This is a genomic window from Pelosinus baikalensis (assembly GCF_020819555.1).
Classification (GTDB): Bacteria; Bacillota; Negativicutes; order DSM-13327; family DSM-13327; genus Pelosinus; species Pelosinus baikalensis.
In genome coordinates this window covers 1-16,695 of sequence record NZ_JAJHJB010000045.1, presented here as the reverse complement: position 1 = coordinate 16,695, position 16,695 = coordinate 1, and the positions used below count along the sequence as shown (strand labels likewise).

The 16,695-nt window shown below is 39.2% G+C and carries 16 protein-coding genes; 3 read left to right on the top strand and 13 right to left on the bottom strand.

Going from position 1 to position 16,695, the window contains the following annotated elements:
• Window positions 1–14: 14 nt before the first annotated feature.
• Window positions 15–341, top strand: coding sequence for a hypothetical protein (locus LMF89_RS21625; RefSeq protein ID WP_007957363.1), 327 nt, complete (start codon window positions 15–17; stop codon window positions 339–341).
• A 31-nt stretch (window positions 342–372) separates the two neighbouring features.
• On the opposite strand, the gene disA is transcribed toward LMF89_RS21625, so the two are convergent.
• The 8 genes from disA to LMF89_RS21585 all read right to left on the bottom strand — a co-directional run bounded on the left by disA (window position 373) and on the right by LMF89_RS21585 (window position 9,960).
• On the bottom strand, window positions 373–1,449 hold the full coding sequence (gene disA, locus LMF89_RS21620; protein WP_229536902.1) for a DNA integrity scanning diadenylate cyclase DisA: 1,077 nt from the start codon (window positions 1,447–1,449) through the stop codon (window positions 373–375).
• Window positions 1,446–2,810: a DNA repair protein RadA gene (gene radA, locus LMF89_RS21615; protein ID WP_007957374.1), complete on the bottom strand. Its 1,365-nt coding sequence runs from the start codon at window positions 2,808–2,810 to the stop codon at window positions 1,446–1,448. Before radA ends, disA begins: the two co-directional genes overlap by 4 nt.
• A 135-nt stretch (window positions 2,811–2,945) precedes the next feature.
• A complete protein-coding gene (locus LMF89_RS21610; RefSeq protein WP_229536901.1) occupies window positions 2,946–5,387 on the bottom strand; it encodes an ATP-dependent Clp protease ATP-binding subunit in 2,442 nt (813 codons plus the stop codon).
• Between the two features lie 13 nt (window positions 5,388–5,400).
• Window positions 5,401–6,465, bottom strand: coding sequence for a protein arginine kinase (locus LMF89_RS21605; protein WP_229536900.1), 1,065 nt, complete (start codon window positions 6,463–6,465; stop codon window positions 5,401–5,403).
• 3 nt (window positions 6,466–6,468) lie between these two features.
• Window positions 6,469–6,993, bottom strand: a complete 525-nt coding sequence (locus LMF89_RS21600; RefSeq protein ID WP_007957379.1) for a UvrB/UvrC motif-containing protein — start codon at window positions 6,991–6,993, stop codon at window positions 6,469–6,471.
• A gap of 13 nt (window positions 6,994–7,006) precedes the next feature.
• Window positions 7,007–7,453, bottom strand: a complete 447-nt coding sequence (locus LMF89_RS21595) for a CtsR family transcriptional regulator (RefSeq protein ID WP_007957380.1) — start codon at window positions 7,451–7,453, stop codon at window positions 7,007–7,009.
• A 324-nt stretch (window positions 7,454–7,777) separates the two neighbouring features.
• Window positions 7,778–8,968, bottom strand: a complete 1,191-nt coding sequence (locus LMF89_RS21590) for an FprA family A-type flavoprotein (protein WP_229536898.1) — start codon at window positions 8,966–8,968, stop codon at window positions 7,778–7,780.
• A gap of 44 nt (window positions 8,969–9,012) precedes the next feature.
• A complete protein-coding gene (locus LMF89_RS21585) occupies window positions 9,013–9,960 on the bottom strand; it encodes a nitronate monooxygenase (protein WP_007957382.1) in 948 nt (315 codons plus the stop codon).
• A gap of 293 nt (window positions 9,961–10,253) precedes the next feature.
• Here LMF89_RS21585 and speD point away from each other — a divergent pair, with 293 nt between their 5' ends.
• A complete protein-coding gene (gene speD / locus LMF89_RS21580; protein WP_229536897.1) occupies window positions 10,254–10,721 on the top strand; it encodes an adenosylmethionine decarboxylase in 468 nt (155 codons plus the stop codon).
• Window positions 10,722–10,807: 86 nt separating this feature from the next.
• Here speD and LMF89_RS21575 read toward each other — a convergent pair whose 3' ends face one another.
• From LMF89_RS21575 to LMF89_RS21555, 5 genes are all read right to left on the bottom strand, one after another.
• The gene (locus tag LMF89_RS21575) at window positions 10,808–11,074 is read right to left on the bottom strand and encodes an HPr family phosphocarrier protein (protein WP_229536896.1); all 267 of its coding nucleotides are present in this window, start codon (window positions 11,072–11,074) and stop codon (window positions 10,808–10,810) included.
• Between the two features lie 149 nt (window positions 11,075–11,223).
• Entirely contained in the window at window positions 11,224–11,616 is a 393-nt protein-coding gene (dhaM, locus tag LMF89_RS21570; RefSeq protein ID WP_229536895.1) for a dihydroxyacetone kinase phosphoryl donor subunit DhaM, read from the bottom strand.
• Between the two features lie 18 nt (window positions 11,617–11,634).
• On the bottom strand, window positions 11,635–12,264 hold the full coding sequence (dhaL, locus tag LMF89_RS21565; protein WP_229536894.1) for a dihydroxyacetone kinase subunit DhaL: 630 nt from the start codon (window positions 12,262–12,264) through the stop codon (window positions 11,635–11,637).
• A 17-nt stretch (window positions 12,265–12,281) separates the two neighbouring features.
• Window positions 12,282–13,280: a dihydroxyacetone kinase subunit DhaK gene (gene dhaK, locus LMF89_RS21560; RefSeq protein ID WP_229536893.1), complete on the bottom strand. Its 999-nt coding sequence runs from the start codon at window positions 13,278–13,280 to the stop codon at window positions 12,282–12,284.
• Between the two features lie 303 nt (window positions 13,281–13,583).
• Complete coding sequence (locus tag LMF89_RS21555) at window positions 13,584–15,626, bottom strand: sigma 54-interacting transcriptional regulator (protein WP_229536892.1); 2,043 nt, start codon at window positions 15,624–15,626, stop codon at window positions 13,584–13,586.
• A 151-nt stretch (window positions 15,627–15,777) separates the two neighbouring features.
• Between LMF89_RS21555 and LMF89_RS21550 the strand changes: the two genes are divergently transcribed.
• Entirely contained in the window at window positions 15,778–16,272 is a 495-nt protein-coding gene (locus LMF89_RS21550) for a rubrerythrin family protein (RefSeq protein ID WP_229536891.1), read from the top strand.
• Window positions 16,273–16,695 lie beyond the last annotated feature (423 nt).

Here is a 16,695-nt window from a genome sequence, read left to right as displayed (position 1 = left end):
GAGGAGTTGTCATCATGATACAAAAACATCGATTTACGGTGTTAGCCGGAATTGTAATATTTTCGGCTCTGATTATCTTTAGTTTTTTACATCTATTACCGTTGAACATCTTTTCGATTCAGCAAAAACCGGAACCTGCGCCTCAGAAAGTCTATGATTATTATTTCATTTTAGATGAAGCAGATGGGCATAGTTTAATGTATGTACCTTTAGTGGTAAGCGTTGGGGATGAAATCTTAACGGAAGAAAATAAACTGTATCAAGTAGTAAAAATCGAAGAAAACCGAGCCTATGCTCGGTTTGTAAAAGATATAAAATTAGATAAGTATAAGAAAAAATAGATAATATCGTTACTATGTGGATTCTTAGTTTTTACATATTACGATCCAACAATGCTTGTTCTCGCACTCGTTTTAAACCATCTTTTATTGTTTTTGCTCTAACTTCGCCAATTCCTTCTACATCATCTAGTTCAACAATCGTAGCATTATAAATACAAGGCAATGTTTTAAAGTGAGTTACTACGTTTTCCACAATGGACATTGGCAAACGAGGAATTCGCCTTAGTACTCGAAACCCATGAGGCACCACTGGAACATCTAAAATATTCGGCGTAGCTCCATAACCTAAAATGCGGCAAATGGTATAAGGCTCTAAATTTTCCTCCGGTAATACAGCCAATTGTTCTCGTACCTCTTGTACTTGGCATCCATTAAAACAATAATCTTTAAGCAATAGCTCCATATCATCCTGCTCTGCCATCAACTCTTCTAATTGCATACTTACCAGGCGACCTTCACTGCCTAATTCAATGACATGGCGCTCGATCTCCATTGCAATACGACTCACCTGCTCCACGCGAATAATAATTTCCGCCACATCTAATAATGTTACAAAATCTTCAAACTCTAAGGCACTTAAATTGGTCAAACTCCGCACTAATACTTTGCAATATTTCTCCAATGTCTGCAACGCTTGATTGGCACGGCTTAAACTTACTGTAATATCTTTTAAGGTATACCGTAAATCACCTAGATACATGGTAATTAAATTCCGTCTTTGTGAAATAGCAATCACCAAACCTCCGGTTTGTTTAGCAACTCTTTCCGCAGTACGGTGCCTTGTACCTGTTTCTGTCGTAGGAATCCTCGAATCTGGCACCAATTGGGCGTTGGCATATATAATATGCTTAAGATCAGAAGATAAAATCAACGCCCCATCCATTTTCCCCAATTCATAAAAACCTGCAGGAGTATACTCACAATTTAGTGAAAATCCACCATCTACTACATCCAATAAAGGCTGATTATTACCTACTAATACCAAGACCCCCATCTTGGCCCTTAAAATATTCTCCAAACCTTCTCGCAGCGGCGTGCCAGGAACTAATTTTTTAATCGTTTTTACAAATTTTGCATCCCATAATTTATCTTGCCGCTTTTTCGTCATAGAAATACCGCCTCCATTGCTTCAATTACATTACTAACCCCAACTATTTTTAATCCTTGCTGACGTATTTTGAGTCCTGTTAAATTACCCGCTGGGATCACAAATCTTTTAAATCCCATGGTAGCGGCTTCACTGATGCGTACATCTACTCTTGACACCATACGTACTTCACCTGTTAGGCCAACCTCTCCCATAACCACCGTATGGGCATCCAACGATATGTTGCGAAAGCTGGATGCTACCGCAAGAATCACTGCTAAATCCGCAGCGGGTTCCGTTACTTTAATACCACCTACGGCGTTCACATAAGCATCCTGATTTCCTAGCATCAAACCTACTCTCTTTTCTAGCACTGCCATTAAGAGAATCAATCGATTATAATCAAAGCCAACCGCCATACGCCTAGGCATACCAAAGCAAGTAGTGCTGACCAAAGCTTGGATCTCGATCAACAAGGGTCTAACACCTTCCATACAGGCTAGTACTACAGATCCTGGAGCGCTTTCTGGCCTCTCGGATAACAGCAGCCCTGAAGGATTTTTAACTTCCATAAGTCCATCTTCCTCCATGGAAAAAATTCCGCTCTCATGGGTTGAGCCAAATCGATTTTTGATGGCACGAAGTACACGGAAAGCATAGGTTTTCTCACCCTCAAAATACAATACAACATCTACCATATGTTCTAGAATACGGGGACCGGCAATATTCCCCTCCTTTGTTACATGACCAATAATAGCAATCGGAATACCAGTTTCTTTTGCTAAGCGCAATAACTTTCCTGTAGATTCTCGTACTTGTCCCACGCTTCCTGGAGCTGAAGGAATTTCTGGACTATACATCGTTTGAATCGAGTCAATAATCATTAAGGCAGGTTTTAGCTGATTGGCAGAAAGTGCAATTTCATCTAAATTCGTCTCTGTCATGATCAATAACTTATCACTTAATTTATTCAGACGCTCAGCTCGCATTTTTGTTTGAGCTGCCGACTCTTCACCAGAGACATATAAGACACTGCCATAGGTCTGACTTACACTACAAGCCACTTGCAGCAGCATTGTAGATTTTCCAATACCAGGATCACCACCAATCAGTATAAGAGCTCCAGGAACAATCCCCCCGCCTAATACACGATCAAATTCTCCTACCCCCGTTGTGAGTCTAGGCACAGCAAAATTGTCCACTTCCGTAATTGGACGCGGTTTAGCGCCATTGCTGGTACTATGACGTTTTTTCCCATCTTGCCTGCTAAGTGTTTCCTCCACCATACTATTCCACGACTCGCAACCTGGACAACGTCCTAACCATTTCGGTGAATCTGCACCGCACTCTTGACAAACAAAATGAATTTTAGCTTTAGACAAATTATGCTTACCCCTTCCGAATATCTACAATACCACATAACTAAGAGCATTTTATAACATGCACTATATCGTTGCTATTATAAAATGCTCTTCGTGCTATTTCTTTTATTTTCCTGCAATAACTTACAAGATTTGTTATTTTTTCATCAATTTTACTTTTCCATCTGCATCAACATCAATTAAAACCGTGTCACCTTTGATTACTTGATGACGAAGCATTAATTCGGCGATTTCATCTTCGACTAATTTTTGAATGGCTCTTCTTAAAGGTCTTGCACCATATGCATAGTCCCGCCCCTCTTTTACCAATTCCGCCTTGGCCTTGTCGCTGCATTCTAAGTAAAGCGTATTGTCCTCTAGACGCTTACCTACATCCTTTAACATAATATCCACAATGCTGGTAAGTTCTGTATCAGTCAGACTACCAAATACAATCATTTCATCAACTCGATTGATAAATTCAGGACGGAAAGTACGTTTTACTTCCTCCATCACTCTATTCTTGGCATTCTCGGCTTCATTATTCATTTTATCATCCGCTAAGAATCCTAGCATAGTATTATCTCTACGCAAATGCTTTGCCCCTACGTTAGAAGTCATAATAATGACCGTATTCTTAAAATCTACCTTACGACCCTGACTGTCAGTTAATCTGCCGTCTTCTAAAACCTGCAGTAAAATATTAAATACATCATAATGGGCTTTTTCAATTTCATCTAATAAAATAACTGCATAGGGTTTACGTCTAACTGCATCTGTTAACTGTCCGCCCTCATCATATCCAACATAACCAGGAGGAGCACCAATCAAACGAGAAACGGTATGTTTCTCCATGTACTCTGACATATCTAATCGAATCATAGAACTTTCATCATTAAACAAAGTAGCAGCCAATGCCTTCGCTAACTCTGTCTTACCAACACCTGTTGGTCCTAAAAAGATAAAGGAACCAATGGGCCGTTTCGGATCTTTAAGACCAGCTCTAGCCCGGCGTACTGCCCTAGCTACCGACTTAACTGCCTCATTCTGTCCAATCACTCTTTTATGCAGTTCCTCTTCCAAATTCAGCAGCCGTACCGCTTCTTCTTGGGCTAACTTTTCAACAGGAATGCCCGTCCAAACAGCTACTATATGAGCAATCTCTTCACCCGTAACCACAAGCTGTTCATTCCCCTGCTGTTTCCACTCTTTTTGCTTACTTTCCAGTTCATTTTTCAACCTTTTTTCTTCATCTCTAAGATGAGCGGCTTGCTCATACTCTTGTGCTGCGATAGCAGCTTCTTTTTCCGTCTGCAATTGTTTTAATGCCTTTTCTAACTCTTTCACATTGGAAGGTGAAGAAAACGTTTTAAGACGGACACGGGCTGCTGCCTCATCCATCAGATCAATTGCCTTATCTGGTAAAAATCGATCGGATATGTAGCGGTGAGACAAGGTAACTGCCGCTTCAATTGCTTCATCCGTAATACTAATTCGATGAAAGGCTTCGTATTTATCCCGAACCCCTTGCAAAATAGTAATAGCATCCTCTACAGATGGCTCACTTACCGTAATCGGCTGAAAACGCCGTTCAAGAGCAGCATCTTTTTCAATGTATTTTTTATATTCATTGAGTGTCGTGGCACCAATCACTTGTATCTCACCCCGAGCTAAAGCAGGTTTTAAAATATTTGCAGCATCAATCGCTCCTTCCGCAGCACCTGCTCCAATTAGAGTATGTAGCTCGTCAATGAACAAAATGACATTACCATCCTGACGAACTTCTTCTAAAACCTTTTTCAAGCGTTCTTCAAAATCCCCACGGTATTTCGATCCAGCTACTAACGATGCCATATTCAAAGAGATAATTCGCTTTACTCCAAGTATATCAGGAACATTATTCTGCACAATACGCTGCGCTAGCCCTTCCGCAATCGCAGTCTTGCCCACACCAGGTTCACCAATGAGTACAGGATTATTCTTTGTACGGCGGCTGAGGATTTGCAAAACACGTTCAATCTCAGTTCCCCGACCAATCACAGGATCGATCTTGCCTTCGCGAGCTAATTTATTCAGATCACGACCAAATTCTTCTAACGTAGGCGTATTGGAATTCGCTTGCTTTCCTCCCAATTGCTGCTGCTGAGCGCCTTGCCCGGATGCAGAAAAGCCACTTAATAATTCTGATACTTTCTGACTTAATACTTGTACATCTACATCAAGCCCATCTAATAACTGAGCCGCCACGCCTTCTCCTTCCTGAAGAAGACCTAATAATAAATGCTCTGTACCAACATAGTTATGCCCTAAATCAGCAGCGACATTAATTGCCAATTCAATGCACCTTTTCGCACGAGGAGTATAGGAAATTTGAGCATTAGCAGCTTCGCCACGACCAACTAATTTTTCCACCTCCATCCGGACTGTCTCAATGCTAATATTTACGGACAGCAGCCCTTTAGCTGCTATCCCCTCACTTTCATGCAATAGACCTAATAATAAATGTTCTGTACCTATATAGTCATGTCCTAAGCCTATAGCTTCTTGATGGGCAAAATGCAGTGCTTTTTGCGCTCTTTCAGTAAATCGTCCTAACATTTAAATTCCCCTCCTAGTCATTTGTTAATTTTTCTCGAATAATCTGCGCTCTTAATTTCTTACGTTCATTACCACTTAATTCAGGGCAATCACTCATTTTCTGCAAAAAATTTGGCCTTGTAATTACCATAAGTTCATTGAAATTACAATTTGAACCTTCATTGATAATTCCTAACTCATATCCCATTCGTACATCACTCAATAAAGCTAGAGCTTCCTGACCTGAGATACTACGAGCATACTTTAAGGTACCATAAGCGCGCCATACGCGATCTACCAGCATATCCGTAGTATCAGCATACAACCCGCCTCGCGCTGTACGTTCATGATCGACTACCTGCTTTACTACACTGTATAAATTATCAATGATCTCTTGCTCTGTAAAACCTAAGGTCAATTGATTGGAAATCTGAAAAATATTGCCAACAGCCTCTGTACCTTCGCCATATAGTCCTCTTACGGTTAAACCAAGCTGAATTACAGCATTTACAATGCGATTGATTTGCCCAGTTAGAACCAGAGCGGGTAAATGTACCATAACAGAAGCCCTAAGACCTGTACCTAAATTAGTAGGACAAGAAGTTAAATACCCTAGTTCTTCATTAAAAGCAAGAGCATGTTTATTTTCAATAATATCATCTACCTGATTGGCGCTTGTAAAGGCCTTCACTAAATTGAGCCCAGGCATTAAGCATTGAATACGCAAATGATCCTCTTCATTAACCATAATGCTTACCGTTGTGTCCTGCTTTACAAGAATTGCCCGATTGCTTGCTTCCCGGGCATGATCAGGGCTAATAATATGCTTTTCAACTAATACTAATCTTTCCAACAATGGCAGCTTCTCTAAATCAATAAACATGTAATCCGATTGCTCGTTACTATTTAAATCACATAAAGAACTCTTTAACTGAGACACCACTTGAGACAGTTGCTCTCCGTTGGCCCTTTGAGGAAAGGGTATACCTTCCAGATTACGTGCCAAACGAATGCGACTGGCAAGTACAATATCACCATCTTGCGCACCGCTACTCATCCAATGCACAAACGGTTGATCAAGCAAATTTTTCATTGACATTTGCTATTCCTCCTTGCCGCTTAACCCTATTTCTTTTTCTAAATTTTTAATTTCATCCCGCAGTAATACGGCTTTCTCATACTCTTCATTTATAACATATTGCTCCAGCTGCTGACGTATCTTCTTAATTTGCTGCCTGATTTTAAGTGTGCCGCCGTTACGCTTAGGTATTTTTCCCGTATGAGAGCTAGAGCCATGAATTCGCTTTAATAAAGGCTCAAACTGCCCACCAAAAACAGTATAACAAGCACTGCAGCCAACTTTTCCTTTGCGGTTAAAATCGGTATATGTCATACCACACTCAGAGCAGCTTTCCTGCCCTCTTAGCATCTGAGGATCAACAAAGAGTCCATGATTAAAAATACCTTTCAAAAAATCGTGAACATAGGACTGAGTGTCAAAGGATAAACTAATTTCACCTGCGGCTTTTGCACATTCTGCACACAGGTTTTTTTCTGTCTTTTGATTATTAACGATTTTGATTATATGCATACAAGCTGTACGGCTCTTACATTCATCACACAACATCATGCAATCCTCCTCATGTTAACTCCGATAATTTTAATAGCAAAGAACGTAACATTGCTGATCGTTCTTGAGGCGCTATATGCTCATAAATGATGTCAAAGAAGTGCAGCATCAAAGCGGCCTCTCGTCCCGTTAACATTCCCTGAGCCGTAAGACTCTTAACAATATTTACAGCTTCAGAGAACATCGTATCCTCAGCAACTTGTTCTGCAGCATCTTCATAAATCAAAGTATGGACAGGAATACGTTCAATGCGTACAAATCCACCTGAACCACGCCTTGACTCTACAATAAAACCTCTTTCTATCGTAAAGCGAGTACTTAATACATAACTAATCTGAGACGGGGCGCACTCAATCTCTTCGGCCATTTCATTACGTTTTAATACAATAATATCCTCACACTGATTCGCTAGTTTATGTAGAATCAGTTTTTCAATATCATCTGCTAAATTGCCCATGGTCTCACCTGCCTGCTTCAATCATTATTTGACCTTTACTCTATTCTATTTGACTTTTTGACTTTTTGCAACTATTTTTTTGATTATAATTCATAGTTTTTTTTAAATAATAATAATGCTCCCTACAACTCCAAGTAAATCATACCTTATCTTTCTTCTTTATAGTATTGCGCTAAAAAAGACTGATCTATGCCATCCATGAAAGAAAAACACTGATGCGACTTCTAAAAAATAAAACCTTTCCTTTATAATTCTAGTGTATGACACGATACTACAAAAAGAGAGCGATATCTCGCCCTCTTTTTTACTCTAGAATATTAATTCTTATTTTTTATTTGCTTGTATTTTCTTTGCAAATTCCAATCCAAATTTGAAGCATGCATCCTGTTCTTCTTTGCTTGCCAGCCATTTTACTGCTAATCCTGGATTTTCAACAGCTATACCCGCCCGTTTTAAGGACTCTTCCATTGCCTTTAGTGCTCCTCCTGCCCAGCCATGAGCACTAAAAGCAGCACCTATTTTATTCACAGGTTTTAGTCCCTCTATATAGGTTAAGAATCCCCCCATAGTCGCCAGCACCGTATTATGCTGAGTAGAGGACCCAAGAATGACCCCACCTGCTTCAAGTACATCATTAATAATATCGCTCATTGCTGAAGTTTTTAAGCGGTGCAGCTTTCCTTTCGCTCCTGATGCAGCAACACCCTCTAAGATACGGCGAGCCATATCTTCTGTAGCTCCCCACATCGTATCGTATATGACGACTACGGTATCATCATGATATCCGCTGCCCCATTGTTCATATTTTTTTAGGATGTCTCCAATGTGAGAACGCCAAATCACACCATGACTCGGAGCAATCAATTTTATGTGCACCGTTTCGGCCTTCGTTAACGCCGTACCAACTAAGCGGCTATAAGGCATTAAGATATTTGCATAATATTTAGCAGCTTCTTGCATAACATCATGAATCTCATTCTCATCATCAAACCGTTTGGTAGTAGAAATATGCTGACCAAAAGCATCATTCGAAAACAAAATTTCTTCACCAGTTAAATAGGTTGCCATAGAATCTGGCCAATGCAGCATTGGCATGGTAATAAATTTCAGCTGTTTTGCACCAAGATCTAAAGAATCTCCTTCTTTTACAACTTGGAAATCATACTCTTTATTATAGTGCTTGACAATAGAATCTTTCCCTTGGCTTGTTAATACCACCTTAGCCTGAGGCGTCTTTTCCATAATAATCGGTAAAGCACTGGCATGGTCAGGCTCTGTGTGATTGCAAACAATATAATCTATTTTTGCTAGATCAACAATCTGACTGATACGCTCTAATAATTCTGAAGCAAAAGGTGCTTTTACCGTATCAATTAAACATATTTTTTCATCTACAATTAAGTAGGCATTATAGGTAATACCCCTTGGTGTACCATATCCATGAAAATCCCGCATGGTCCAGTCAACTGCACCTACAGAATATACTCCCTTTGCGATTTCAATATTATTCATCATACTGCTTTTTCTCCTCCTAGGTCTCCCCAACTTAAATTTCTATATTATAATACATTAGGGGTTTTTGCTAATGCTGACACAACTAACCGAGCTTCTTCAATGATATGCTCGATAATAACCTTAGCCGGTTCGATCTTCGTCAATGGCAGCAAACTCTGCCCAGCTTGTACCATACCATTTTCTACATCTCCGTCAATCGCAGCCAGACGATTGGTACCCGTTGCCAAAGCCGCAAGTTCCGCTTCCGGCACATGTTGACGCTCTAACTCTAAGAAACGTTCTGTAAACTTATTTTTTACCCCGCGAACAGCATGCCCAGAAAGTAACCCTGTCACAACACTGTCAGTGTCACTAGCGGAAATTAATTTTTGTTTCACATTGGCATGAACGGCACATTCTTCTGCTACTAAGAACCTTGTGCCCATTTGAATGCCTGACGCTCCCATAGAAAGCGCTGCAACTAAACCTCGTCCATCAGCAAAGCCGCCAGCTGCAATCACAGGAATATCAATCTCTGGAATCACTTGTGTCATTAAGGCCATCGTCGTTAATACACCAATATGGCCTCCTGCTTCCATTCCCTCAATCACAATCGCATCTGCACCTTTTTCCTGTACTCGTTTTGCTAGTTTTACATTTGGTACTACTGGAATTTTTTTAATGCCTGCTTGATCAAGTTGAGAAAAGAACGGAATTGGATTCCCTGCACCAAGAGTAACAAAAGCTACCTTTTCCTGGCAGACTACATTCATTATTTCTTCCTTATCCACGGCCATAAGCTGCACATTTACGCCGAAAGGTTTCTTAGTTAAGGTTTTAGCTAAACGTATTTGTTCACCAACCCACTGGGCGTTACGTCCCCCTGCAGCAATAATACCAGCTCCACCAGCTTCTGACACGGCTGCTGCTAGCTTTCCGTCAGATACCCATGCCATACCGCCTTGTATAATTGGATACTTTATATTTAGCATTGTTGTTAATTTTGTACTCATCATTATCCACCCCTTTTACTAATGTATTGTCTTTTGAGAAAATTCACTATTGAAAATAGATTCTCCTGCAAAAAACTTCTGTTAATTTTATTAAAACCAATATCCAGTATTTTCTGTCTTTTCTTATCAAAATATTCTTTACAATTTTATGTATTCAATTTATAATGAAAAGCTACAATACATAATATAAAAGGCGTAATTATAGAATATTTTAAACCAAAATATATATTTTAAATGATTACTAAAAGTGCATACGCCTAAATCATTAGTTAAATGAAAAGGAGCAATCGAATATGATTATGGGAATTATAAGCAGGCACCTCACCATTGATATGTACGGATGCAGTTTTGAAAGTCTTACTACTATGGAAATTCTTAAACAAGCAATGCTGGCAGCAATTGCTGAATCGAATATGACACTACTTGAATTCACTGAATACCAATTTCAACCGCAAGGCTTAACAGGTCTGGCAGCGCTGGCATTACTAGCAGAAGGTCATATGAGCATACATACATTTCCTGATAAAGGTTATGCTGCCATAGATTTATTCAACTATAGTGATGCAAGTCAACCTGATAACGCCTCTAAAGTATTAAAGAAATTTTTAAAACCAGAAAAGATTAAAATTACTAATATTAAACGTGGGGACTTTGGTTCAATCAGTGATATGAAACCCAAAATTAGGGTTAGCAGCACTCCCATACGTCGTGTACGGGATACAGGAGCTAAAGTGTTTAAGTTCTTATCCCGCTCCAAATAATGGACAAGACGTGAGAAAAACCGCTAGACTACTCATTTTATGAATGCGCTAGCGGTTTTTTATTTATTGCGGCATATTACTCACTATTACTCTTCTCCAAAGTTGCTCTTAATCATATCTTCAAGAGCCTTACTACATTCTTTTTCATCTTCGCCTTCAGTAGTAATTGTAATCTGAGTATTTTGTTTCAAACCCATGCTCATAACTGCCAAAATACTCTTTCCATCTGCAACTTTATTATTAGCTGCAATTTTGACTTTGCTTTTAAAGGTGGCTGCCTTCTGCACAAACTGAGCTGCTGGCCTTGCATGCAAACCACTAGCGTTCGTAATTATTATTTGAATTTCAGTCATAATTATCCCTCACCTAAAAAATATTTGAACCACAAAGGCACAATGCCGCTACTGCGGCACACAAAGGAATACACGAAAAATATAAATAACCCCCTTTGTGTCCTTTGCGTCTTTGTGGTTCATTTTTAAACAACTTAAGTTATCTCAACTTAGCATTTCTTTAATGCCCGTGCACCTTCTGCCGTTGCTATAACAGCAGCTAAAGCACTTCCTAATGATGCTTCTACAACAGCGCTAATCGCTCCCTCTAAAATAGGAGCATCAGCAATTTGAACTTTAGCACGCAATTCTTCATCTAAAAATTCAAAAGCAGTTTCTGTACTCAATACTGCACTGCCTAAATCTACCATAACTGCGACACCATCACCTGTATTAGCTGAGATAATGGCCTCACTCACTTGAAATGCATCTGTCCCAATGCCACCATCTGCCATTCCCCCAGCCGCAATTATTTTTTGTTCAGGGGCTGACATTTGCAATGCCATTTCTCGTATCCCTTCTGCGACCTTTTGGCTATGTGAAACAATAACAACTCCAACCATGTCCTTGAGACCTCCTGTTTATTGACGACGAAGATGTTCTAATAATGCCTTTAACATAATATACGAAGATGTTGCACCAGGATCTTGATGCCCACGACTTCTCTCTCCGAGATAACTTGCTCTCCCTTTGGTAGCAATGATCGTTTTGGTAAATTCCACACCCTGCTGCGCAGCCTCGCACGCTAATTCCAAACATTCGATCACCGATTTTCCTGTCTTAGCACCATCCTGAAATGCTTCATAAGCAGGTACTAAAGCATCAAGCATGGTTTTTTCTCCTGTTGTCGCTTTCCCTCTTTCCTTAATACCAGCAATAGCCGCCTCTAACATCAAGCCAATCGTCTCTACATCAAGTTCCGTTTTCCCCTGACTAGGAGCAGCAGCCCGCAAGAAAGCGGTGCCATACAATGGTCCTGCGGCTCCGCCTACACTCGATATCAAGGTCATCCCTACTGTTTTAAGGACTTTTCCTATATCACTTTCTGTTTCTAGTGTCTGCAGCTTTGCCTTTACTGCCTCAAAACCTCGTGCCATATTGATACCATGATCTCCATCACCAATCGCAGCATCTAAATCCGTTAACATTTGTCTGTTACCAATGATCGTTTCACCCACAGCAGATATCACTTCATATAACTCTCCACTCATAAAACCAAATCCTCCTTTTAAAACTGTACCAAAGCTGGTGTATCTGCAGGAGCTAATAATAACTCTTTTAGCTCACTATCAAGTTTCAAAATACTAATGGAAAAACCCGCCATTTCTAGTGATGTCATATAATTCCCGACATATGTTTTAGCAATATGTAAACCTTTCTCTTTTAAGAGCGCTGCTACTTTTCGATTTACGATGTAAAGCTCCATCAACGGTGTAGCTCCCAGTCCATTAATCAGTACTGCAACTTCTTGTCCTACAGCCAAAGGCATATCTGCTAGAATCTTATCCACCAGATGATCTGTAATTTCATCTGCTGTACGCAAAACTTCCCGATGCGTACCTGGCTCACCATGAATTCCCATACCAATTTCTATTTCATTTTCTTCTAATACAAAGCTAGGTTTACCAGCAGCTGGTACTGTGCAAGAATCAAGCGCCATTCCCATTGATCTCACATTATGAATGACTTTATCCGCAATTCGCTTTACTTCTTCTAATTCAGCTCCCGCTTCTGCTTTTGCACCGGCAATTTTATGTACCAATACAGTGCCTGCAATACCTCTCCTGCCGATGGTCCAAGTACTGTTCTCTACAGCTACATCATCATTTACAATGACTTTATCCACCGTAATACCATCAGCATTTGCCATCTCAATGGCCATTTCAAAATTCATAACGTCACCGCTATAATTTTTTATGATCAACAGTACACCTTTACCATTATCAACTGCTTTTACAGCTTCGTATACCTGATCTGGCGTTGGTGAAGTAAATACAGCCCCTGCAACAGCGCCATCAAGCATCCCACGGCCAACAAAACCAGCATGAGAAGGCTCATGCCCGCTGCCACCGCCGCTTACCAAAGCCACTTTGCCAGCCCCTGGTTTCATAGCTCTTACTAGTACTTCAAAACCATCCACCCTTTTTACATATTGAGAATGTGCCAGCACCATACCTTGCAACATTTCCTCTACTACCTGTTCTGGTACATTAATAACTTTTTTCATGTCTTTTCTCTCCTTCGTTATTTATATTCCATTCGTGGCAGGCTTCCGATGATTTTCAGCATAATATGCCATAAGAAACATACATATCATTGCTTTACATAGTAAAGTACACGCAATAATCATGCCAAGCGAAAAAGACCATAATAAAAAGCATATAACAATCACCAAAAGGCTTTAAACCTCAATATTAATATAGAAGAATTCATCTGTCATAACTTACTGAGTAACGTAAAGAAAATCAATTTGGTAAAAAATATCAACTTTACCTTCTTTGTTGATACTTTCTACCATAAGCACTCTTTTTTACCAGCTTACTGTTTTTTCTATGCCATATTTCTTAGCCTTGGCTGCTATTGTTTTATGTGTTAACCCTAAGGCTTTGCCAGCTCGGTTATAACTATTGTAAGTACCTAGCGCTAACTTGATAATCCTCTTTTCATATTCTTCCCAAGGTAAAATAATTTCACTATTTACTATACTGCTTCCTTCTTTATTTTTCGTTATTAATTTTTCCTTAAGGTATGTAGGCAAATGTTCAATGCCAATAAAATCACCTTCTGTTAAGGTTACAAGCCTTTCAATCATGTTTTCCAGCTCACGAACATTTCCCGGCCACTTATACTGCAACAGTATATCCAGGGCATCATTTTTTATACCTTTTGCTTTCCTTGTTAATTCAAGGCTGACTTTATTTAGAAAATGTTCTACCAATATCGGAATATCCTCTTTGCGTTCTCTTAAAGGCGGCAATAACAAGGGGATTACGTTTAAACGATAGTATAAGTCTTCTCGAAACTCTCCATTTAAAACCATCTTCTCTAAATCCTGATTAGTAGCAGCAATAATTCGTACATTCACTTTAATTGTACTCTCACCGCCAACCCTCTCGAATTCTTTTTTTTGTAATACACGCAGCAATTTGACTTGCATACTTTTTTCCATCTCACCTATTTCATCTAAAAAAATGGTACCATGATCAGCTAATTCAAATTTTCCTAACTTTCTACGAATGGCACCTGTGAATGCTCCCTTTTCATGACCGAAGAGCTCACTTTCCAATAAGTTAGTAGGAATCGCACCACAATTTACTCGAATAAAAGGCCCTGCTCCCTGTCTGCTGGCATAATGAATCCCTTCTGCCACTAATTCCTTACCAGTACCGCTTTCACCACGAATTAACACGTTAGAAGAACCTTCCGCAGCTTTTGCTGCCATTGCTAATACATCAAAAACTTTACCACTGCGCCCAATAAAGTGCTCAAAAGCTCGATTCGGCTTCTTAGTACGCCATAACTCTTGCTCTAAATATTCAGCCTTTGCTGAAATATGATTCAAATTTTCCATCAGCCCCTGTACCTCTGTAATATCCTTTACCACGGATACCACTCCTGTTACTTCACCATCTACAATAATTGGGTTCACATTAGCAACTACTGCCACTCCATTTTTCTTCTTGCTGATAGTTCCCAATACTTGTTTCCCAGATGAGAGTACATTACATCGTGCTCCATTAGGAGAAATCTCCTGTATATTCTGCCCTACCAGCTGTGCATACTGTTGATTAAGAATGCGCAAATAGGCTGGATTTACATAGGTAATACAGCCTTCTTTATTCACTACACAAATTCCATCTTGTACAGATTCCAAAATTAACTGAAGTTGCCCTTTTAACTCTTTAACCTCTTGCAATTCTCCTGTAATTTTCTCTAATGCGGAAATATCTTCAAAAATAGCCACTGCTCCCTTAATTTGTCCATCAATAATAATAGGAGTACGGTTAGTAATTGTACTTGAGGAACCAATAACCTGCCGATAAGCCAGCTCAGGAATTCCTGTTTTATTCACAAAATGCAGCCTGGAATTTGGAATTACATCATACACTTTTTTCCCAACGACAGCATTAGCAGGAATACCTAATATCTCCTCTGCTGCTGGATTGAATATTGTGACTACATCATGCTCGTCACTTACCATTAGCCCATTAGCCATACTATTAAAAATTTGCTCAGCCGTAAAAGCATTATCCTGGAGCAATTTATCCACTTCACTAATAATCTGAGCATTATCGAATTGAAAGTCACTCTCTAAAAATTTCACCATCTGGTTAACCACATAAGCAGCATGCTTCCCATGTCCTACAACCCAGACTTCATCTCCAGCTTTTATTTTTAAAGAACAAAGTAATATCAAACTATTTGATGCTATATTTTCTTGCTCTTTATATCTAAAAAATAGAGTAGTTTGATAGGTCGTACTCAGTGCATGGGATTTTTGCACTACCATTGCTGCCACCCGTGTGTGTAATCCTTTTTGGTGTTGAATTACGGCTCTTTTTTCATAATTCAAATTTTCACCCTCTTTATGTATGATTATAATCTATTTAAGTAATATATAGCATATTATTAATAAAGATGGCAATTTTTACTTGACAAATTGCTTATAATGGATAATAATAATTAATAGATAATCAATAATATTTTTATGGAGGTTTATACAAATGAAAACAGAAAAAAACTTAAGTGATGGCTTCGCTGGTGAATCTCAAGCAAATATAAAATACTTAGCTTTTGCTAAAAAAGCAGAGGCTGATGGTTTCCCGCAAGCAGCCAAATTATTCCGTGCGACTGCTGAAGCAGAAATCATTCATGCTCATGCTCATCTAAAAGCACTAGGTAAAATCAAAACAACTGCTGATAATTTACAAGCTGCTATTGCTGGTGAAACCTATGAATTTAGCGAAATGTATCCTCAATTCATTAAAGAAGCCAAAGAAGAAGAAAATACAGCAGCAGCATTACGTTCCTTTACATTAGCAAACGAAGCTGAAAAAGTACATGCTGTTTTGTACAAGAAGGCTCTTGATACTTTAGAGAATAAAGAATCCTTCCCTTACTACCTCTGCACCGTTTGTGGTCACATTCATGAAGGCAGCGCACCGGATTCCTGTCCAATTTGTGGTGCGAAAGCACAAGCATACAAAAAATTCGATTAAATATATTTTTCACTATAATAGAAAGACCACTTCATTTATGAGGTGGTCTTTCTACTTATACTTTATAACCATTCACCATAACTTTAACTTTTCCTGTCTGTAAATTAAATATTAATCCATGTACAGATACGTCATTAGGAATTAAAGTTTTTTCTGTGCTTTTCTAATAAATGCACAGAATTATCCCCAATTGTTTATAATCTCCTATAACTCTCTTTTACACTTCTAGCTTATCCACAAAATAACAGCAACATGCTAAGGGGCTTAAAATGTATTATTTATAACTTATTTTGAATTGTCCATTGCGATTCAATTATAATAAAAAAGCACTCACATAAATGAGTGCTTTTTAATTAACCAGCAACTACCTATCCTCCCAGGACGTTTCCATCCAAGTACTTTCGGCGTATGGGCTTAACTACT

Coding starts and splice junctions, on each gene's coding strand:
- LMF89_RS21625 (WP_007957363.1), top strand. CDS start 15: ATGATACAAAAACATCGATTTACGGTGTTAGCCGGAATTGTAATATTT.
- disA (WP_229536902.1), bottom strand. CDS start 1,449: ATGACGAAAAAGCGGCAAGATAAATTATGGGATGCAAAATTTGTAAAA.
- LMF89_RS21610 (WP_229536901.1), bottom strand. CDS start 5,387: ATGTTAGGACGATTTACTGAAAGAGCGCAAAAAGCACTGCATTTTGCC.
- LMF89_RS21605 (WP_229536900.1), bottom strand. CDS start 6,465: ATGTCAATGAAAAATTTGCTTGATCAACCGTTTGTGCATTGGATGAGT.
- LMF89_RS21600 (WP_007957379.1), bottom strand. CDS start 6,993: ATGTTGTGTGATGAATGTAAGAGCCGTACAGCTTGTATGCATATAATC.
- LMF89_RS21595 (WP_007957380.1), bottom strand. CDS start 7,453: ATGGGCAATTTAGCAGATGATATTGAAAAACTGATTCTACATAAACTA.
- LMF89_RS21590 (WP_229536898.1), bottom strand. CDS start 8,968: ATGATGAATAATATTGAAATCGCAAAGGGAGTATATTCTGTAGGTGCA.
- LMF89_RS21585 (WP_007957382.1), bottom strand. CDS start 9,960: ATGAGTACAAAATTAACAACAATGCTAAATATAAAGTATCCAATTATA.
- speD (WP_229536897.1), top strand. CDS start 10,254: ATGATTATGGGAATTATAAGCAGGCACCTCACCATTGATATGTACGGA.
- LMF89_RS21575 (WP_229536896.1), bottom strand. CDS start 11,074: ATGACTGAAATTCAAATAATAATTACGAACGCTAGTGGTTTGCATGCA.
- dhaM (WP_229536895.1), bottom strand. CDS start 11,616: ATGGTTGGAGTTGTTATTGTTTCACATAGCCAAAAGGTCGCAGAAGGG.
- dhaL (WP_229536894.1), bottom strand. CDS start 12,264: ATGAGTGGAGAGTTATATGAAGTGATATCTGCTGTGGGTGAAACGATC.
- dhaK (WP_229536893.1), bottom strand. CDS start 13,280: ATGAAAAAAGTTATTAATGTACCAGAACAGGTAGTAGAGGAAATGTTG.
- LMF89_RS21550 (WP_229536891.1), top strand. CDS start 15,778: ATGAAAACAGAAAAAAACTTAAGTGATGGCTTCGCTGGTGAATCTCAA.